The sequence below is a fragment of the Pseudomonas sp. Pme6b genome (genome assembly GCF_058129925.1).
Genome location: NZ_CM176704.1, coordinates 529,741 through 544,937 on the forward strand (window position 1 = coordinate 529,741; position 15,197 = coordinate 544,937).

Below are 15,197 nucleotides of genomic sequence, written 5' to 3' on the forward strand. Positions count from 1 at the left end.
TGTTTCAATGCCTGATTACCGCTCGAAAACGTCCACCCACGGCCGCAACATGGCCGGCGCCCGTGCCCTGTGGCGCGCCACGGGCATGAAGGACGAAGACTTCAAGAAACCGATCATCGCCATCGCCAACTCCTTCACCCAGTTCGTACCCGGCCACGTCCACCTCAAGGACATGGGCCAGCTGGTCGCGCGTGAAGTCGAGCGCGCCGGTGGCGTGGCCAAGGAATTCAACACCATTGCGGTCGATGACGGTATCGCCATGGGCCACGACGGTATGCTCTATTCGCTGCCGAGCCGCGAGATCATTGCCGACTCCGTCGAGTACATGGTCAATGCGCATTGCGCCGACGCCATCGTGTGCATTTCCAACTGCGACAAGATCACCCCGGGCATGCTGATGGCGTCGTTGCGCCTGAACATTCCGGTGATCTTCGTCTCCGGCGGGCCAATGGAAGCGGGCAAGACCAAACTGGCCAGCCACGGCCTGGATCTGGTCGATGCGATGGTCATCGCTGCTGACTCGACCGCCAGTGACGAAAAAGTCGCCGAGTACGAGCGCAGCGCCTGTCCGACCTGCGGGTCGTGTTCCGGCATGTTCACCGCCAACTCGATGAACTGCCTGACCGAAGCACTGGGTCTTGCACTGCCGGGCAACGGTTCCGCACTCGCCACCCACAGCGACCGCGAGCAACTGTTCCTGCAGGCTGGCCGCACCATCGTTGACCTGTGCCGTCAGTACTACAAGGAAAACGACGATTCGGTGTTGCCGCGCAACATCGCCAACTTCAAGGCGTTCGAAAACGCCATGACGCTGGACATCGCCATGGGCGGCTCGACCAACACCATCCTGCACTTGCTGGCCGCCGCTCAGGAAGCCGAGATCGATTTCGACCTGCGCCACATCGACCGTCTGTCGCGCAAGGTGCCGCAGCTGTGCAAGGTCGCGCCGAACATCCAGAAGTACCACATGGAAGACGTGCACCGCGCGGGCGGGATCTTCAGCATCCTTGGCGAGCTGGCCCGTGGCGGCCTGCTGCACACCGACCTGCCGACCGTGCACAGCAAGACCCTGGCCGAAGGCATCGCCAAATGGGACATCACCCAGACTGACGACGAAGCCGTGCACACCTTCTTCAAGGCGGGCCCGGCAGGCATCCCGACGCAGACCGCGTTCAGCCAGTCGACCCGTTGGGAAAGCCTGGATGACGACCGCGAAAACGGCTGCATCCGCAGCGTAGAGCACGCCTATTCGCAAGAAGGCGGCCTGGCCGTGCTGTACGGCAACATCGCGCTGGATGGCTGCGTAGTGAAAACTGCCGGTGTCGACGAGTCGATTCACGTCTTCGAAGGCAACGCCAAAATCTTCGAAAGCCAGGACAGCGCAGTACGCGGGATTCTTGCTGACGAAGTGAAGGCTGGCGACATCGTCATCATCCGTTACGAAGGCCCGAAAGGCGGTCCGGGCATGCAGGAAATGCTCTACCCGACGTCGTACCTGAAGTCCAAAGGGCTGGGCAAGGATTGTGCGTTGCTCACCGACGGTCGTTTCTCGGGCGGTACGTCAGGCCTGTCCATCGGTCACGCTTCCCCGGAAGCGGCGGCAGGCGGTGCAATCGGTCTGGTGCGCGATGGCGACAAAGTGCTGATCGACATCCCCAACCGCTCGATCAACCTGCTGATCGACGATGCCGAGATGGCCGAGCGCCGTACTGAACAGGACAAGAAAGGCTGGAAACCTGTCGAGTCGCGTCCACGCAAAGTGACCACCGCCCTCAAGGCCTACGCCCTGCTGGCGACCAGCGCTGACAAGGGCGCGGTGCGTGACAAGGCGTTGCTGGACAAACTGGTGCCTTGATCTGCATCGGCAACACTAAAAAGCCCGGCAGAGATGCCGGGCTTTTTGCTGCGTTTGAAAAAGCAGCGCTTACTTGCGGTCCGCAATTACCCCGATCAGCACCAGCACCACCAACAGCACCGGTGCCAAGCTGTAGTTGTTGAACTGGCTCAGGCCGCGCACTACCCAAGGCGTGGCATAGATCAGCGCCGCACCGCTGCCCACGGCGCACAGCAGGGCGATGAGCGGGATGCGCAGAGCGCCTGTGATGCCGCTGATTCGCTGTTCCAGCCAGCCTTTGATGTCCGAGCCGAACAGCACCAGCAGGCAGCCCACCAGCGCGAGCGCGATTTCCGAGAGATTGCTGCGGCTCCAGCGCGAGACGGTGGCGAGCAAATCGAGTACGAAATCCATGCAGGGTCCTTAGATCAGAAAGTATTGCAGCAGGTCGTTGAGGAACAGCTGGCCTTGTGGCGTGGCGATCAGGCGTGTCGGGTCCTGGTGCAGCAACCCTTTTTGTTCAGCCTGTCGACGCGCCTCGGCCAGCGAATCGAGGCTTAGACCGGTTCTTTCGCGAAATAACGCAGCGTCCACACCATTTGTCAGTCGCAGTGCGTTCATCAGGAATTCGAACGGCAATTCATCCAGCGGCAACAGCTTGGAACCGGCCTGAAACGGCTTGACCGGGTTCAGGTAATCCTTGGGCAGCCGGGTTTTCCAGGTGCGCATGATGCGCCCGTCCGGGTTGCTCAGCTTGCCGTGTGCGCCTGCGCCGATGCCGATGAAATCACCGAACGCCCAATAGTTGAGGTTATGCCGCGCCGGTTTTCCGGGCTGTGCATAAGCCGACACTTCGTATTGCGCGTAGCCATGAGTGGCCAGCAACTGCTGTCCGGTTTCCTGAATGTCCCAAAGAATGTCGTCTTCGGGCAGCACCGGTGGCTGATTCCAGAACACCGTGTTGGGCTCCAGGGTCAGTTGATACCAGGACAGGTGGGTCGGCGCGAGGGCAATGGCCTGGCGTAGATCGGCCAGCGCCTCGTCCTGGGACTGATCCGGCAGGCCGTGCATCAGGTCCAGGTTGAAGTTGTCGAAACCGGCCTGACGCGCCATATCGGCGGCACGAATTGCTTCGTCGCCGTTGTGAATGCGGCCCAGCGCCTTGAGTTTGGATTCCTGAAAGCTCTGAATGCCGATCGACAGTCGATTGATGCCCAGGCCGCGATAGGCGCTGAACTTGACCTGCTCGAAGGTGCCCGGGTTGGCTTCCAGCGTGATCTCGATATCGCTGGCAAAGCGGATGCGCTGTTCGACGCCCTGCAGCAGGCGCCCCAGCGCATCGGCGCTGAACAGGCTCGGCGTACCGCCACCAAAGAAGATCGATTGCAGCTCGCGGCCGTAGACGTGCGGCAGGTCCAGGTCCAGGTCGGCGAGCAGGGCGTCGACGTATTCCTGTTCCGGCAGCACCGGGCTGGCAGTGTGCGAGTTGAAGTCGCAGTACGGGCATTTGCGCACGCACCACGGAATATGGATGTACAGCGACAACGGCGGCAGGTGCGGCAGTGCAGGGCGCGGGCTCTCTGACGAGAAGCCGCTCTCGCCGAGAAACAGCGGCTGCGCAGGCGAATCGTGGGTCATTGCAGACCCAGGCGTTGCCGCAACAGGACCATGGCGCGGGCGCGGTGGCTGAGCTGGTTCTTCTCGGTCGGGCCCAGTTCGGCACTCGAGCAGTTGCGCTCCGGCACCCAGAACAGCGGGTCATAGCCGAAGCCGTGTTCACCGCTGGCGGCGTGCAGGATGCGCCCGTGCCACAGCCCTTCACAGAGGATCGGCAATGGATCGTCGGCGTGGCGTACCAGCGCCAATACGCAGACGAACTGTGCACCACGCTGCTCGTCCGGCACGTCTTTGAGCGCTTCCAGCAGCTTGGCGTTGTTGGCGGCATCGCCTTGGCCATCGGCGTAGCGCGCGGAATAGATACCCGGCGCACCGCCGAGAAAGTCCACCGCCAACGCAGAGTCGTCGGCCAGCGCCGGCAGCCCGGACAGACGCGCGGCGTTGCGTGCCTTGAGGATTGCATTCTCGACGAATGACAGGCCGGTTTCTTCCGGCTCTACCAGGCTGAACTCACTGACCGAGCGCAGCGTTACGCTGCCGCCGAGCATGGCCTGGAGTTCCTTGAGTTTGCCGCCATTGTGGCTGGCCAGTACGAGTTGTGTGAGGTTCATGGTTGGCCTGTCGTGGTGCTTGAAAACGGTCGGTTAAACGGCAATCCTGTGGTCCGTCAGCCCTGGGCTGGTGACGCGGTAGATGCCGATCTCGCCGAGCAGATTGGGCCAGAGTTTGCTGGCCCAGCCGTGGCGATGCTGTTGATCGACGGCCAGCCTGTCGAGCACCTTTGCATCGCGTTCACGGCACAGTTCTTCGAAATCGCCGAAGGTGCAGAAGTGGATGTTCGGCGTGTTGTACCAGGTATACGGCAGAAATTCGGACACCGGCATGCGGCCCTTGCTCGCCAGGTACCAGCGGCAGCGCCAGTGACCGAAGTTCGGGAAGGTGATGATGCACTGGCGCCCGACGCGCAGCATCTCGTCGAGGATTCGGTCCGGGTAATGCACCGCTTGCAGGGCCTGAGTCATGACCACGACATCGAAACTGTTGCTTGCAAAGTTACCCAGACCCTTGTCGAGGTCCTGCTCGATGACGTTGATGCCCTTGGCGACACACTCGGCGATGTTGGCAGCGTCGTTTTCCAGCCCGTAACCGGTGACCTGCTTGTGGTCACGCAGCCAGGTCAGCAATTCGCCGTCACCGCAGCCCAGGTCGAGCACGCGGCTGCCCGCGGGAATCCATTCCTGAATGATTTCCAGATCGGCTCTCATGACGTCCTCACAACGAAATTCGGTTCATGTAATTACCGAAAGCCTGCAAGTAGCGCGGAATCGGGATCAGAAAGGCGTCGTGGCCTTGAGGTGCGTCGATTTCCAGATAGCAGACGTCCTTGCGCGCGGCCATCAGTGCGTCAACCAGTTCCCGCGAGCGGGCCGGCGAGAAGCGCCAGTCGGTAGTAAACGACATCACGCAGAATTTGGCGGTGGCATTGGCGAAGGTCTTGGCCAGATCGTCGTTGAAGTTGGCGGCAGGGTCGAAGTAATCCAGTGCCTTGGTCATCAACAGGTAGGTATTGGCGTCGAAACGCCCGGAAAACTCTTCACCCTGATAGCGCAGATAGCTTTCGACCTGAAACTCGACGCTGTGGAAGTCGTAGTTGAGTTTTTCGCTCTTCAGACCACGGCCGAATTTCTCGCCCATCGAGTCATCCGACAGGTAGGTGATGTGCCCGACCATCCGTGCCAGCATCAGGCCGCGTTTGGGGATCACTCCGCGTTCCTGGAACGAACCACCGTGGAATTCGGGGTCGGTGAGAATGGCCTGACGTGCCACCTCGTTGAACGCGATGTTCTGTGCCGACAGCTTGGGGGCCGAGGCGATTGCCAGGCAATGGCGCACGCGATCCGGGTAGCTGATGGTCCATTGCAGTGCCTGCATGCCACCCAGACTGCCGCCAATCACCGCGGCCCACGTGTCGATGCCGAGCAGATCCGCCAGCCGGGCCTGACTGTTGACCCAGTCTTCCACGGTCACCACCGGGAAGTTGGCGCCGAACGGCTTTCCGGTGTCCGGGTCGATACTGCTCGGGCCGGTAGAGCCGTTGCAGCCGCCCAGGTTGTTGAGGCTGACGACGAAGAACGTGTTGGTGTCGATAGGCTTGCCAGGGCCGATGCAACTGTCCCACCAGCCCGGTTTGCGGTCATCGGCGCTGTGGAAGCCTGCGGCATGGTGATGCCCGGACAGCGCGTGGCAGATCAGCACGGCATTGCTGCGTGCGGCGTTGAGCTGACCGTAGGTTTCGTAAATCAGGTCATAGGCCGGCAACGAACGACCGCAGGCCAGCGCCAGAGGCTCGCTGAAGTGCGCCGTCTGTGGTGTGACCAGTCCGACAGAATCGTGAGGGAATACCGTGGGCATCGACCCTGCTCTCGCATAAATGAGGCGTAAGTCTAAAGACCGCGGGGTGCAGCGGCAATAAGCGATGTTGTGAGGCACAAATCAGCTGCACCTCGGGACAGGACGCAGAGCGTCCAGAACGGCATGCGACGCGGAGCGTCGCACGATAGTTGAGGTGATCGTTCCGCACGCTCCAGCGTGGAACAAGATTGCTTACATCAGCAACCGCAGCACATCCGGCATGTTGCTCATGGCGGCGAGGTTGTTGATGACCAGCATGTCCAGCAGCTTGAGCACCAGAAACGCCAGGATCGGCGAGATATCCAGCCCGCCCAGGTTCGGAACGATCTTGCGGAACGGTGCCAGGGCGGGTTCACAGATCTGGTTGACCAGCTCTGCGCCGGGGTTGCTGCTACCCGGTGCTACCCACGACAGAATCACGCTGATGATCAGGGCAAAGAAGAATATCTTCAGAAACAGTGCGGTTACGCCGATGATCGACCAGAGCAGCAGGTGCAGCGGATCGCCCGTGGTGCCGAACATCAGCAGCAGGGTCAGGGCCATCAGCACCATCTGCACGATGATCGCCAGTACCAGCGAAGACATGTCCAGCCCGCCCAGGCTCGGGATGATGCGCCGCAGCGGCTTGAGCAACGGCTGGGTGGCGCGCACGATGAACTGGCACAGCGGGTTGTAGAAATTGGCCCGCACCAGTTGCAGCACAAAGCGCAACAGCACGATCAGCAGGTAAAGACTGCCAAGCGTTTGCAGGACGTAAATTGCAGCGGTGTTCAATCCGATCATCGATCTGCTCCAGAAAACCCGAAAATTATTTGCCCAGTTGCTCAGCCAGCTCGGCTGCACGATGATCTGCGGCAGTCAGTGCCGTTTCCACCAGTGCTTCGAAGCCGCCTGCCTGAAATGCCTTGATGGCCGCCTCGGTGGTCCCGCCTGGCGAGGCGACACGACGACGCAGCTCGCCCGCGCCCACATCACTGCCGGTGGCGATCAGTGCCGAGCCCAGTGCGGTTTGCAGAGTCAGCTTTTTCGCGATGTCTTCCGGCAGGCCCAGTTTTACACCTGCCGCGGTCATCGCTTCCATCATCAAAAAGAAGTACGCAGGGCCACTGCCAGACACGGCCGTTACAGCGTCCATGTGTTTTTCCTGCTCGACCCAGACTGCCACACCGACGGCCGACAGCAGTTGCTCGGCCTGCTCGCGTTGTTCGGCAGTGACCTTGTCGGTCGCATACAGCCCGCTGGCACCCTGACGCAGCAGTGATGGGGTATTGGGCATGCAGCGCACCACCGGCTGATCGCCAAGCCATTGAGTCAGGCTGGCGCAGGTAATGCCGGCTGCGACCGAAACAATCAACTGATTGGCTTCAAGGCTGGACTTCAACGCCTGGCAGACGTTTTTCATCATCTGCGGCTTGACCGCCAGCACCACGACATCTGCGCCCTTGATCGCCTCGGCGTTGTCGGCAAATACCTGGATGCCATGATCGTTGGCGATGCGTTCGCGGGTTTCGGCACCTGGCGCGCTGGCACAGATCAGTGCCGCGTCCACGCCTTGGGCGCGCAGGCCGCCGATCAGGCTGGCAGCCATGTTTCCGGCACCGACGAAGGCAATACGAGTCTTGCTCATGAAGGGGTCCTTGTGGGGAAGGTTATGGCTGGCCATAGTCGCGGGCGCCAAAAAGAGCTGTGCCGATACGCACCCAGGTTGCGCCTTGTGCAATGGCGGCTTCCAGGTCGTGGCTCATGCCCATGGAAAGTGTGTCGAGCGCCAGGTTCAATTGCTCCTGCAACGTGCGCACAGCGGCGAACGAGGCATGCTGAGCCGCAGGATCGTCTGTGGGCTCGGGGATCGCCATGAGGCCACGCAGCTTCAGTCGCGGCAGGGCGATGATGGCGGCGGCCAGCTCCGGCAGGTCCTGAGGCGTGCAGCCCGACTTGCTGGCTTCGCCACTGACGTTTACCTGAATGCAGATGTTCAGTGGCTCAAGCGCCTCGGGGCGTTGCTCGGACAGGCGTTGGGCGATTTTCAGGCGGTCCACGGAATGTACCCAGGCGAAGTTCTCGGCGATAGCGCGCGTCTTGTTCGATTGAATGGGGCCGATGAAGTGCCAGCACAAGGGCAGGTCGCTCAGTTCGAGTTGTTTGCCCAGTGCTTCCTGTAAATAATTTTCGCCAAAGTTGCGCAAGCCTGCGGTGTAAGCTTCACGCAGGTCGCCGGCGGGCTTGGTTTTGCTCACCGCCAGCAGGCCGACGGACGCCGGTTCGCGGTTGGCGGCGAGGGCTGCGTCGCGAATTCGTTGTTCGAGCGTTGAAATGTTCGCTGCTATCGTGGACATTGATTTGCGCCAGCAGGGCTAAAGTCTGCGGCATTCTATGTGATTGAGGAGCTGTATGGATATTACCGAGCTGCTGGCCTTCAGTGCCAAACAGGGCGCGTCGGACTTGCACCTCTCTGCAGGTCTGCCACCGATGATCCGCGTCGACGGCGATGTGCGGCGTATCAACCTGCCCCCGCTGGACGCCAAAGAGGTCAAGGCGCTGATCTACGACATCATGAACGACAAGCAGCGGCAGGATTTCGAGGAGCGTCTGGAAACCGACTTTTCCTTTGAAGTGCCGGGCGTGGCGCGGTTTCGGGTCAACGCTTTCAACCAGAACCGCGGCGCAGGCGCGGTGTTTCGTACCATTCCCTCGAAAATCCTGAGCATGGAAGACTTGGGGATGGGCAGTGTGTTTCGGAAGATTACGGATGTGGCGCGCGGCCTGATTCTGGTCACCGGGCCGACCGGCTCAGGCAAGTCGACTACTCTGGCGGCGATGATTGACTACCTCAATTGCAACAAGCATCACCACATCCTGACCATCGAGGACCCGATCGAATTCGTTCACGAGTCGAAGAAGTGCCTGGTCAACCAGCGCGAAGTTCATCGCGACACGCTGGGCTTCTCGGAAGCACTGCGCTCGGCCCTGCGCGAAGACCCGGATGTGATTCTGGTCGGCGAGATGCGTGACCTGGAGACCATCCGCCTGGCGCTCACCGCGGCTGAAACCGGCCACCTGGTATTCGGCACGCTGCACACCACGTCAGCAGCCAAGACCATCGACCGGATCGTCGATGTGTTTCCGGCTCAGGAAAAATCGATGATTCGCTCGATGCTCTCCGAATCGCTGCACGCCGTGGTTTCGCAGGCGTTGCTCAAGAAGGTCGGCGGCGGACGTGTGGCCGCGCATGAAATCATGATGGGCACGCCAGCCATCCGTAACCTGATTCGCGAGGACAAGGTGGCGCAGATGTATTCGTCGATCCAGACCGGCGGTTCGTTGGGTATGCAGACGCTGGATATGTGCCTGGCTGATCTGGTGAAGAAAGGCCTGATCACCCGCGAAAGCGCTCGTGAGCGGGCCAAGGTGCCAGATAACTTCTGATCGCAGGGATGCTGCAGGAACGAAAAAGGGGTCTTGAACGCGTTCAAGACCCCTTTTTTCAGATGCGGCTTGCGGACCGCAGATTCACGCCAGGATCAGCGCTGAACCACGCGCATCTGGCCGGGCTGTTTTGGCAGAACGCGCTTGGCGATCTTGTAGTGACTGTTCCAATACGGTTTGTTCAGCGTATCGACAGTTACCGCCTTGCCACGGCGCGGCGCATGAACGAACTTGTTGTCGCCCAGGTAAATGGCGACGTGGTTGATGTTGCGGCTCTTGATATTGAAGAACAGCAGGTCACCGGGTTTCAGATCCTTGCGATCCACCGTCTGACCATGACCCTGGGCCATGGCATTGGAGGTGCGTGGCAGGTCGACCTCACGCACATCCGTGTAGGCATATTTGACCAGCCCGCTGCAGTCCAGGCCCTTGCCGGGCGTGGTGCCGCCCCAGCGGTAAGGCGTACCGACAGCCTGCAGGGCGCGTTTTACGACGGCATTGCCCTGTTTGGCAGGGACAGCAGCCGACGCCTGCAAGGTGGCCTTGCTGGCGTTCTTGCGTGAAACAGGCTTGGAGGCGCGGGCGTTTTTGGGGTGAACGGATACTGGTGTGGCTTCCTGAGGTGCATTGCGAGTCGCGAGTGCCGGTGAAGAGTGACTTTTGGCGGTGTAGCCCGTGAAGCTCGCAGGAAGTTGTTGCTCACGATTGGTGGCGTGGGCGGCCAGTGGCATAAAAAGGCAAATGGTTAGCCATGTCTTGAAAAAAGGACGCATTCGGCAGGGCTCGTAGTGGTCAGCGCGCAACTTTATAACAGCTTTTTCGGAAAATCTGACCCCATTTGTCGAGCGCATCACACTGGTATCATTGCGTTTTATGCGACAGACTCTTTCTTTTTTCTTGCTAATCCCTTTAACGACAAGGGCTTGGCGGCATAAAACCGCCTCGTGTGCCATACGTCGGAAGAGGGAAACCAAGTCACAAATTTGTTATGTATTTTTTTCTATCAGCGCAAAGAGGGTAAAAATGAACGCCTATCGTTCGGACACGCACAGCAAGGTCATGGGCTACCTGATGTGGATTTTCGGGTTCCTGGGGGCGCATCGCTTTTACTACGGCAAGCCGGTGACCGGGACCATCTGGTTCTTCACCTTCGGTCTGTTTGGTATCGGCTGGCTGATCGACCTGTTTCTGATCCCTTCGATGGACCGCGAAGCCGACCTGCGCTTTACCTCAGGTTCCACCGATTACAGCCTGGCGTGGATCCTGCTGACCTTCCTGGGCCTGTTTGGTGTGCACCGCATGTTCAGGGCAAGTGGATCACCGGCATTATCTACCTGTGCACGGGCGGGTTGTTTCTCTTGGGGATTCTGTATGACTTCTGGACCCTGAATGACCAGATCTCGATGAAGAACGCCCAGCGCGGGTGAGGCTTGCTCAGCGGCGGACGCAGAGCGTCAGGGCTTCTGCCCGCAGGGCGTGGGAGCGAACGTGTTCGCGAAAGGGTCGTTACATTCACCGAAAGTTCATCGATTGAATCACAGTCTTCGCGGACAAGTCCGCTCCTACAGAAGCCCCATCATTAAAGCCTCTGGCCGAAGGGCGTGGGAGCGAACTTGTTCGCGAAAGGGCCGTTACATTCACCGAAAGTTCACCGATTGAATTACAGTCTTCGCGGACAAGTCCGCTCCTGCAGAAGCCCCCTCATTAAAGCCTCTGGCCGAAAGGCGTGGGAGCGAACTTGTTCGCGAAAGGGCCGTTACATTCACCGAAAGTTCATCGATTGAATTACAGTCTTCGCGGACAAGTCTGCTCCTACAGAAGGCCCATCATTAAAGCCTCTGGCCGAAGGGCGTGGGAGCGAACTTGTTCGCGAAGGGGGCTTTATGATCGCCGAGAATACATCGACTGACACACTGTCTTCGCGGACAAGCGAAGCGTCGCCCGGTCCGCTTCTACAGAGGTCTCGCTCTCCTTCGCTGGTCTGAGCGTAGTGCCTCAACGGCTGTAGCTGATCCGTCCATCCACCAGCGTATAGCGTACCGAGCCGGGCAGGCAGTGGCCGATGAAGGGGCAGTTCTCGCCTTTTGACAGCCAGGTCTCGCCCGCAACCGTCGAGGCGGCAGGGTCGAACAGCACGATATCCGCTGGCGCACCGGCACTTAGCTTGCCGGCTGGCAGGCGCAAGGCGGCGGCAGGGCCGCTGCTCAGGCGGGCGATCAGGGTCGGCAGGTCGAGCAGGCCGTCATCCACCAGCGTCATGGCCAGCGGCAGCAGCAGCTCAACGCTGCTGATTCCCGGTTCCGTGGCACCGAACGGCGCCAGCTTGGCGTCACGCTCATGTGGCTGGTGATGGCTGGAAATCGCCTGAATGACACCGCTCTTCACCGCTTCACGCAGACCATCGCGGTCTGCGCGAGTGCGCAGTGGCGGCTGGACGTGATAGAGGCTGGAGAAGTCGATCAGCGCCTCGTCAGTCAGAATCAACTGATACAACGCCACATCCGCTGTCACTGGCAGACCACGTGCCTGCGCCTGGGCAATCAGCGCCGCACCACGCGCACTGGTCAACTGGCTGAAGTGCGCGCGCGCACCGCTTTGCTCGACCAGCAACAGGTCGCGAGCCAGCGCCACTGTCTCGGCCGTCTCGGGAATGCCCGCCAGGCCCAGAAACGCCGCCGTCGCGCCATCGTGCGCCAGACCGCCTTCGGCCAGATCACGATCCTGTGAATTGAAAATCACCGTCAGGTCGAATGTGGCCGCATATTCCAGCGCCCGGCACAGCGTACGGGTGTTGCTGAAGCTGCTCAGGCCGTTGCCGAACGCCACGCAGCCTGCGTCGCGCAGGGCGATCAGCTCCGCCAGTTGTTCGCCTTCCAGGCCCTTGCTCAGTGCGCCGACAGGAAACACCTTGCTGAAACCGGCTTCACGGGCCCGGTCCAGAATCAGTTCGGCCACCGCCGAGGTGTCGAGCACCGGTTTGGTCTGCGGCGGGCAGCACAGGCTGGTCACGCCGCCTGCCACCGCCGCGCGGGTTTCGCTGGCGATGCTGCCTTTGCGGCTGTAGCCCGGCTCGCGCAGGGACACGTTGAGGTCGACCAGACCGGGTGCTGCGACCAGTCCGGCAGCATCGATGATCTGGGTGGGCTCGAAACCCTCCGGGGCGGCACCGATAGCGGTGAGCTTGCCTGCTTCAACATGCAGGTCGGTAACCTGATCCATCCCGCTGACCGGGTCGATGACGCGAGCGCCGAGGATGCTGAGCTTCACTGGGCGTTCTCCTGTTCGAATTGACGTTGTGCGTTTTGCCCGCTCATGGCCATGGACAGCACTGCCATGCGGATTGCGATGCCGTAGGTCACTTGATTGAGAATCACCGAATGCGCGCCGTCGGCCACTGCCGATTCGATCTCCACGCCGCGGTTGATCGGGCCGGGGTGCATGACAATCGCATCCGGCTTCGCGGCCGCAAGGCGCGCGGTGGTCAGGCCGAACAGACGGTAGAACTCGCCTTCGCTGGGCAGCAGTCCACCGGTCATGCGTTCGCGTTGCAGGCGCAGCATGATCACCACGTCCACGTCCTTCAAACCTTCGTTGAGGTCGGTGTAGACCTTCACCCCGTATTGTTCGACGCCGACCGGCAGCAGGGTTTTCGGCCCTATCACGCGGATGTCCGGGCAGCCCAGCGCCTTGAGCGCAAGCATATTGGAGCGTGCGACCCGGGAATGCAGGATGTCACCGACGATGGCCACCGACAGGTTCTCGAAACCGCCCTTGTGACGGCGGATGGTCAGCATGTCGAGCATGCCCTGGGTCGGGTGGGCATGGCGTCCGTCGCCGCCGTTGATGATCGCGACGTCCGGGCATACGTGCTCGGCAATGAAGTGCGCCGCACCCGAGTCGGCGTGGCGCACAACGAACATGTCGGCGGCCATCGCCTCAAGGTTGCGCAAGGTATCGAACAGCGTTTCGCCTTTGCTGGTGGACGAGGTCGAAACGTTCAGCGTGATCACGTCGGCCGACAGCCGCTGCGCAGCCAGTTCAAAGGTGGTGCGGGTACGGGTGGAGTTCTCGAAGAACACGTTGCACACCGTTTTGCCGCGCAACAGCGGGACCTTCTTCACCGCCCGGGCGCCGACTTCAAGGAACGAGTCGGCGGTGTCGAGAATTTCGGTAAGCAGCTCGCGGGGCAAGCCGTCCAGAGACAGAAAATGGCGCAGCTGGCCCTGGTGGTTGAGCTGCAGCGGGCGCTTGGCGTCGAGAGGCGTCATCGCAATGGACTCTTAAAGGGCGGTGGAGAGGTCTTGAAGCTCGAGCGCCAGCGGCTCAGGGCCGGACAGCTTGATGCGTTCATCGGGTGCCAGCGACAGAGTCGCGCCAACCACATTCGGGCGGATCGGCAGTTCACCGGCGTCCAGGTCCAGCAGGCAGACCAGCGTGACGCTGGCCGGGCGGCCGTAGTCGAACAGTTCATTGAGGGCGGCGCGGACAGTACGACCACTCATCAGCACGTCATCGATCAGCACCAGATGCTGCCCTTCTATTTCGAACGGCAGGTCCGAAGGTCGCACTTGAGGGTGCAGGCCGTTCTGGCTGAAGTCATCGCGATAGAACGAAACGTCCAGGGTGCCGAGCGGAGCGGGGTTGTTCAGTGCCTTTAGCAGCGCCTGGGCAACCCATACACCGCCAGTGCGGATACCAATGAAACGAGGGTCGCTGATGCCGCGCTTGCTCAGGTGAGCGTTCAGGTCAGTGGCCATCTGACGAATCAGTTCGGCGGGATCGGGCAGGCTCATGGTTGCTCCTTAGAGGCTCGGGCAGCGTCGGTCCGTGGCGCGATGCTCAAGCGATAACGTGGAATCCGGGTATCTCGAAGCGATAAAGGCAGAAAAAGTCACACATTCAACAGTTCGGGGTGCTCATCCAGCCAGCCTTGCAGCAATAGCGCAGCGGCAATGGCATCCACCGGATTGTCGCGATAGCTGCCCTTCTGGCCGCCGCGCGCCATGCGCTCGCCCTTGGCTTCGAAGGTGGTCAGGCGTTCATCATGGGTGTAGACCGTTACACCAAAGCGTCCGTTGAGCTTGCGCGAAAACTTTTCCGCGCGCGCGCTCATGTCGCTGGGCGTGCCGTCCATGTTCAACGGCAGACCCACCACGATCGCATCAGGTTTCCACTCGTTGATCAGCGCCTGGACCTTGTCCCAGTCCGGCACGCCATTCTGCGCCTTGAGCGTGCAGAGTTCACGTGCCTGGCCGGTAATCGCCTGGCCGACTGCAACGCCGATCTGTTTGGTGCCGTAATCAATCCCCAGCAGCAGCCGTAAAGCGGCCATCAAGCATGTCCTGCCTGGGTCGATATGAGGTTGAGATTGATGCCCAGGCGTCTGGCTGCCGCATCCAGGCGTTGCTCGCTGTCGACATCGAACAGGATGGCCGGGTCAAACGAGCAGGTCAGCCAGGCGTTGTCAGCCATTTCCGCATCCAGTTGGCCGGCGTCCCACCCCGCGTAGCCGAGGGTGATCACATTTTGATCAGGCCCGTAGCCATCGGCGATTGAAAACAGCACGTCCTGCGAGGTCGACAGCGAAATCCCGCCGGGAAGATTGACTGTGGCCTGAAACGTCTGGCCACTGGGATGCAGGACAAAGCCGCGATCGGTCTGCACCGGGCCGCCCGAATGTATGGCGATTTCCTGGCAGCGTTTGGGCGCAGGAAGCTCCGGTCGCAGTTGTTCGAGTACATCTGCCAGGGTCAGGCTTTGCGGGCGGTTGATCACCAGCCCCATTGCGCCATTGGCGTTGTGCTCGACAACGTAGGTCAAGGTCTGAGCAAAGTTCTCGTCGTGCATGTGGGGCATGGCGATCAGGAACTGGTGCTTTAGATAACTCGGGGAGACTTTTTTCATGAGT

Annotated in this window: 16 protein-coding genes and 1 pseudogene; 3 read left to right on the plus strand and 14 right to left on the minus strand. The window is 60.8% G+C overall.

Annotated elements, in window-relative coordinates:
• Positions 1 to 7 precede the first annotated feature (7 nt).
• A complete protein-coding gene (gene ilvD, locus AC4ANE_RS02435) occupies positions 8 to 1,855 on the plus strand; it encodes a dihydroxy-acid dehydratase (RefSeq protein WP_031595017.1) in 1,848 nt (615 codons plus the stop codon).
• Between the two features lie 69 nt (positions 1,856 to 1,924).
• Here the strand turns inward: ilvD and AC4ANE_RS02440 are convergent, their stop codons facing one another.
• The 8 genes from AC4ANE_RS02440 to AC4ANE_RS02475 form a co-directional block, all read right to left on the minus strand.
• Positions 1,925 to 2,248: a DUF3392 domain-containing protein gene (locus tag AC4ANE_RS02440; protein ID WP_002551720.1), complete on the minus strand. Its 324-nt coding sequence runs from the start codon at positions 2,246 to 2,248 to the stop codon at positions 1,925 to 1,927.
• Positions 2,249 to 2,257: 9 nt separating this feature from the next.
• The gene (gene hemW / locus AC4ANE_RS02445) at positions 2,258 to 3,472 is read right to left on the minus strand and encodes a radical SAM family heme chaperone HemW (RefSeq protein ID WP_002551721.1); all 1,215 of its coding nucleotides are present in this window, start codon (positions 3,470 to 3,472) and stop codon (positions 2,258 to 2,260) included.
• Positions 3,469 to 4,062 carry an RdgB/HAM1 family non-canonical purine NTP pyrophosphatase gene (gene rdgB, locus AC4ANE_RS02450; RefSeq protein ID WP_002551722.1) on the minus strand — a complete coding sequence of 198 codons (594 nt, stop codon included), beginning with the start codon at positions 4,060 to 4,062 and terminating at the stop codon, positions 3,469 to 3,471. Before rdgB ends, hemW begins: the two co-directional genes overlap by 4 nt.
• Positions 4,063 to 4,095: 33 nt before the next feature.
• On the minus strand, positions 4,096 to 4,716 hold the full coding sequence (gene metW, locus AC4ANE_RS02455) for a methionine biosynthesis protein MetW (RefSeq protein WP_002551723.1): 621 nt from the start codon (positions 4,714 to 4,716) through the stop codon (positions 4,096 to 4,098).
• A 7-nt stretch (positions 4,717 to 4,723) separates the two neighbouring features.
• Positions 4,724 to 5,863: a homoserine O-succinyltransferase MetX gene (metX, locus tag AC4ANE_RS02460; RefSeq protein WP_002551724.1), complete on the minus strand. Its 1,140-nt coding sequence runs from the start codon at positions 5,861 to 5,863 to the stop codon at positions 4,724 to 4,726.
• A 192-nt stretch (positions 5,864 to 6,055) separates the two neighbouring features.
• Positions 6,056 to 6,646 carry a YggT family protein gene (locus AC4ANE_RS02465; RefSeq protein WP_002551725.1) on the minus strand — a complete coding sequence of 197 codons (591 nt, stop codon included), beginning with the start codon at positions 6,644 to 6,646 and terminating at the stop codon, positions 6,056 to 6,058.
• A gap of 25 nt (positions 6,647 to 6,671) precedes the next feature.
• Positions 6,672 to 7,490, minus strand: coding sequence for a pyrroline-5-carboxylate reductase (gene proC / locus AC4ANE_RS02470; RefSeq protein ID WP_002551726.1), 819 nt, complete (start codon positions 7,488 to 7,490; stop codon positions 6,672 to 6,674).
• A 22-nt stretch (positions 7,491 to 7,512) separates the two neighbouring features.
• Positions 7,513 to 8,199: a YggS family pyridoxal phosphate-dependent enzyme gene (locus tag AC4ANE_RS02475; RefSeq protein ID WP_002551727.1), complete on the minus strand. Its 687-nt coding sequence runs from the start codon at positions 8,197 to 8,199 to the stop codon at positions 7,513 to 7,515.
• Between the two features lie 55 nt (positions 8,200 to 8,254).
• Here AC4ANE_RS02475 and AC4ANE_RS02480 point away from each other — a divergent pair, with 55 nt between their 5' ends.
• Positions 8,255 to 9,289: a type IV pilus twitching motility protein PilT gene (locus AC4ANE_RS02480; RefSeq protein WP_002551728.1), complete on the plus strand. Its 1,035-nt coding sequence runs from the start codon at positions 8,255 to 8,257 to the stop codon at positions 9,287 to 9,289.
• A gap of 95 nt (positions 9,290 to 9,384) precedes the next feature.
• Here AC4ANE_RS02480 and AC4ANE_RS02485 read toward each other — a convergent pair whose 3' ends face one another.
• The gene (locus tag AC4ANE_RS02485; protein WP_002551729.1) at positions 9,385 to 10,062 is read right to left on the minus strand and encodes a C40 family peptidase; all 678 of its coding nucleotides are present in this window, start codon (positions 10,060 to 10,062) and stop codon (positions 9,385 to 9,387) included.
• A 250-nt stretch (positions 10,063 to 10,312) separates the two neighbouring features.
• Between AC4ANE_RS02485 and AC4ANE_RS02490 the strand changes: the two are divergent.
• Positions 10,313 to 10,716: pseudogene (locus AC4ANE_RS02490) on the plus strand (NINE protein).
• A gap of 568 nt (positions 10,717 to 11,284) precedes the next feature.
• Here the strand turns inward: AC4ANE_RS02490 and AC4ANE_RS02495 are convergent.
• The 5 genes from AC4ANE_RS02495 to AC4ANE_RS02515 all read right to left on the minus strand — a co-directional run bounded on the left by AC4ANE_RS02495 (position 11,285) and on the right by AC4ANE_RS02515 (position 15,193).
• Entirely contained in the window at positions 11,285 to 12,556 is a 1,272-nt protein-coding gene (locus AC4ANE_RS02495) for a dihydroorotase (RefSeq protein ID WP_031595014.1), read from the minus strand.
• The gene (locus AC4ANE_RS02500; RefSeq protein ID WP_002551732.1) at positions 12,553 to 13,557 is read right to left on the minus strand and encodes an aspartate carbamoyltransferase catalytic subunit; all 1,005 of its coding nucleotides are present in this window, start codon (positions 13,555 to 13,557) and stop codon (positions 12,553 to 12,555) included. The genes AC4ANE_RS02495 and AC4ANE_RS02500 overlap by 4 nt, the downstream gene beginning before the upstream one ends.
• 12 nt (positions 13,558 to 13,569) lie before the next feature.
• On the minus strand, positions 13,570 to 14,082 hold the full coding sequence (gene pyrR, locus AC4ANE_RS02505) for a bifunctional pyr operon transcriptional regulator/uracil phosphoribosyltransferase PyrR (RefSeq protein ID WP_002551733.1): 513 nt from the start codon (positions 14,080 to 14,082) through the stop codon (positions 13,570 to 13,572).
• A gap of 98 nt (positions 14,083 to 14,180) precedes the next feature.
• On the minus strand, positions 14,181 to 14,621 hold the full coding sequence (gene ruvX, locus AC4ANE_RS02510) for a Holliday junction resolvase RuvX (RefSeq protein WP_002551734.1): 441 nt from the start codon (positions 14,619 to 14,621) through the stop codon (positions 14,181 to 14,183).
• Positions 14,621 to 15,193, minus strand: coding sequence for a YqgE/AlgH family protein (locus tag AC4ANE_RS02515; protein WP_002551735.1), 573 nt, complete (start codon positions 15,191 to 15,193; stop codon positions 14,621 to 14,623). Before AC4ANE_RS02515 ends, ruvX begins: the two co-directional genes overlap by 1 nt.
• Positions 15,194 to 15,197 lie beyond the last annotated feature (4 nt).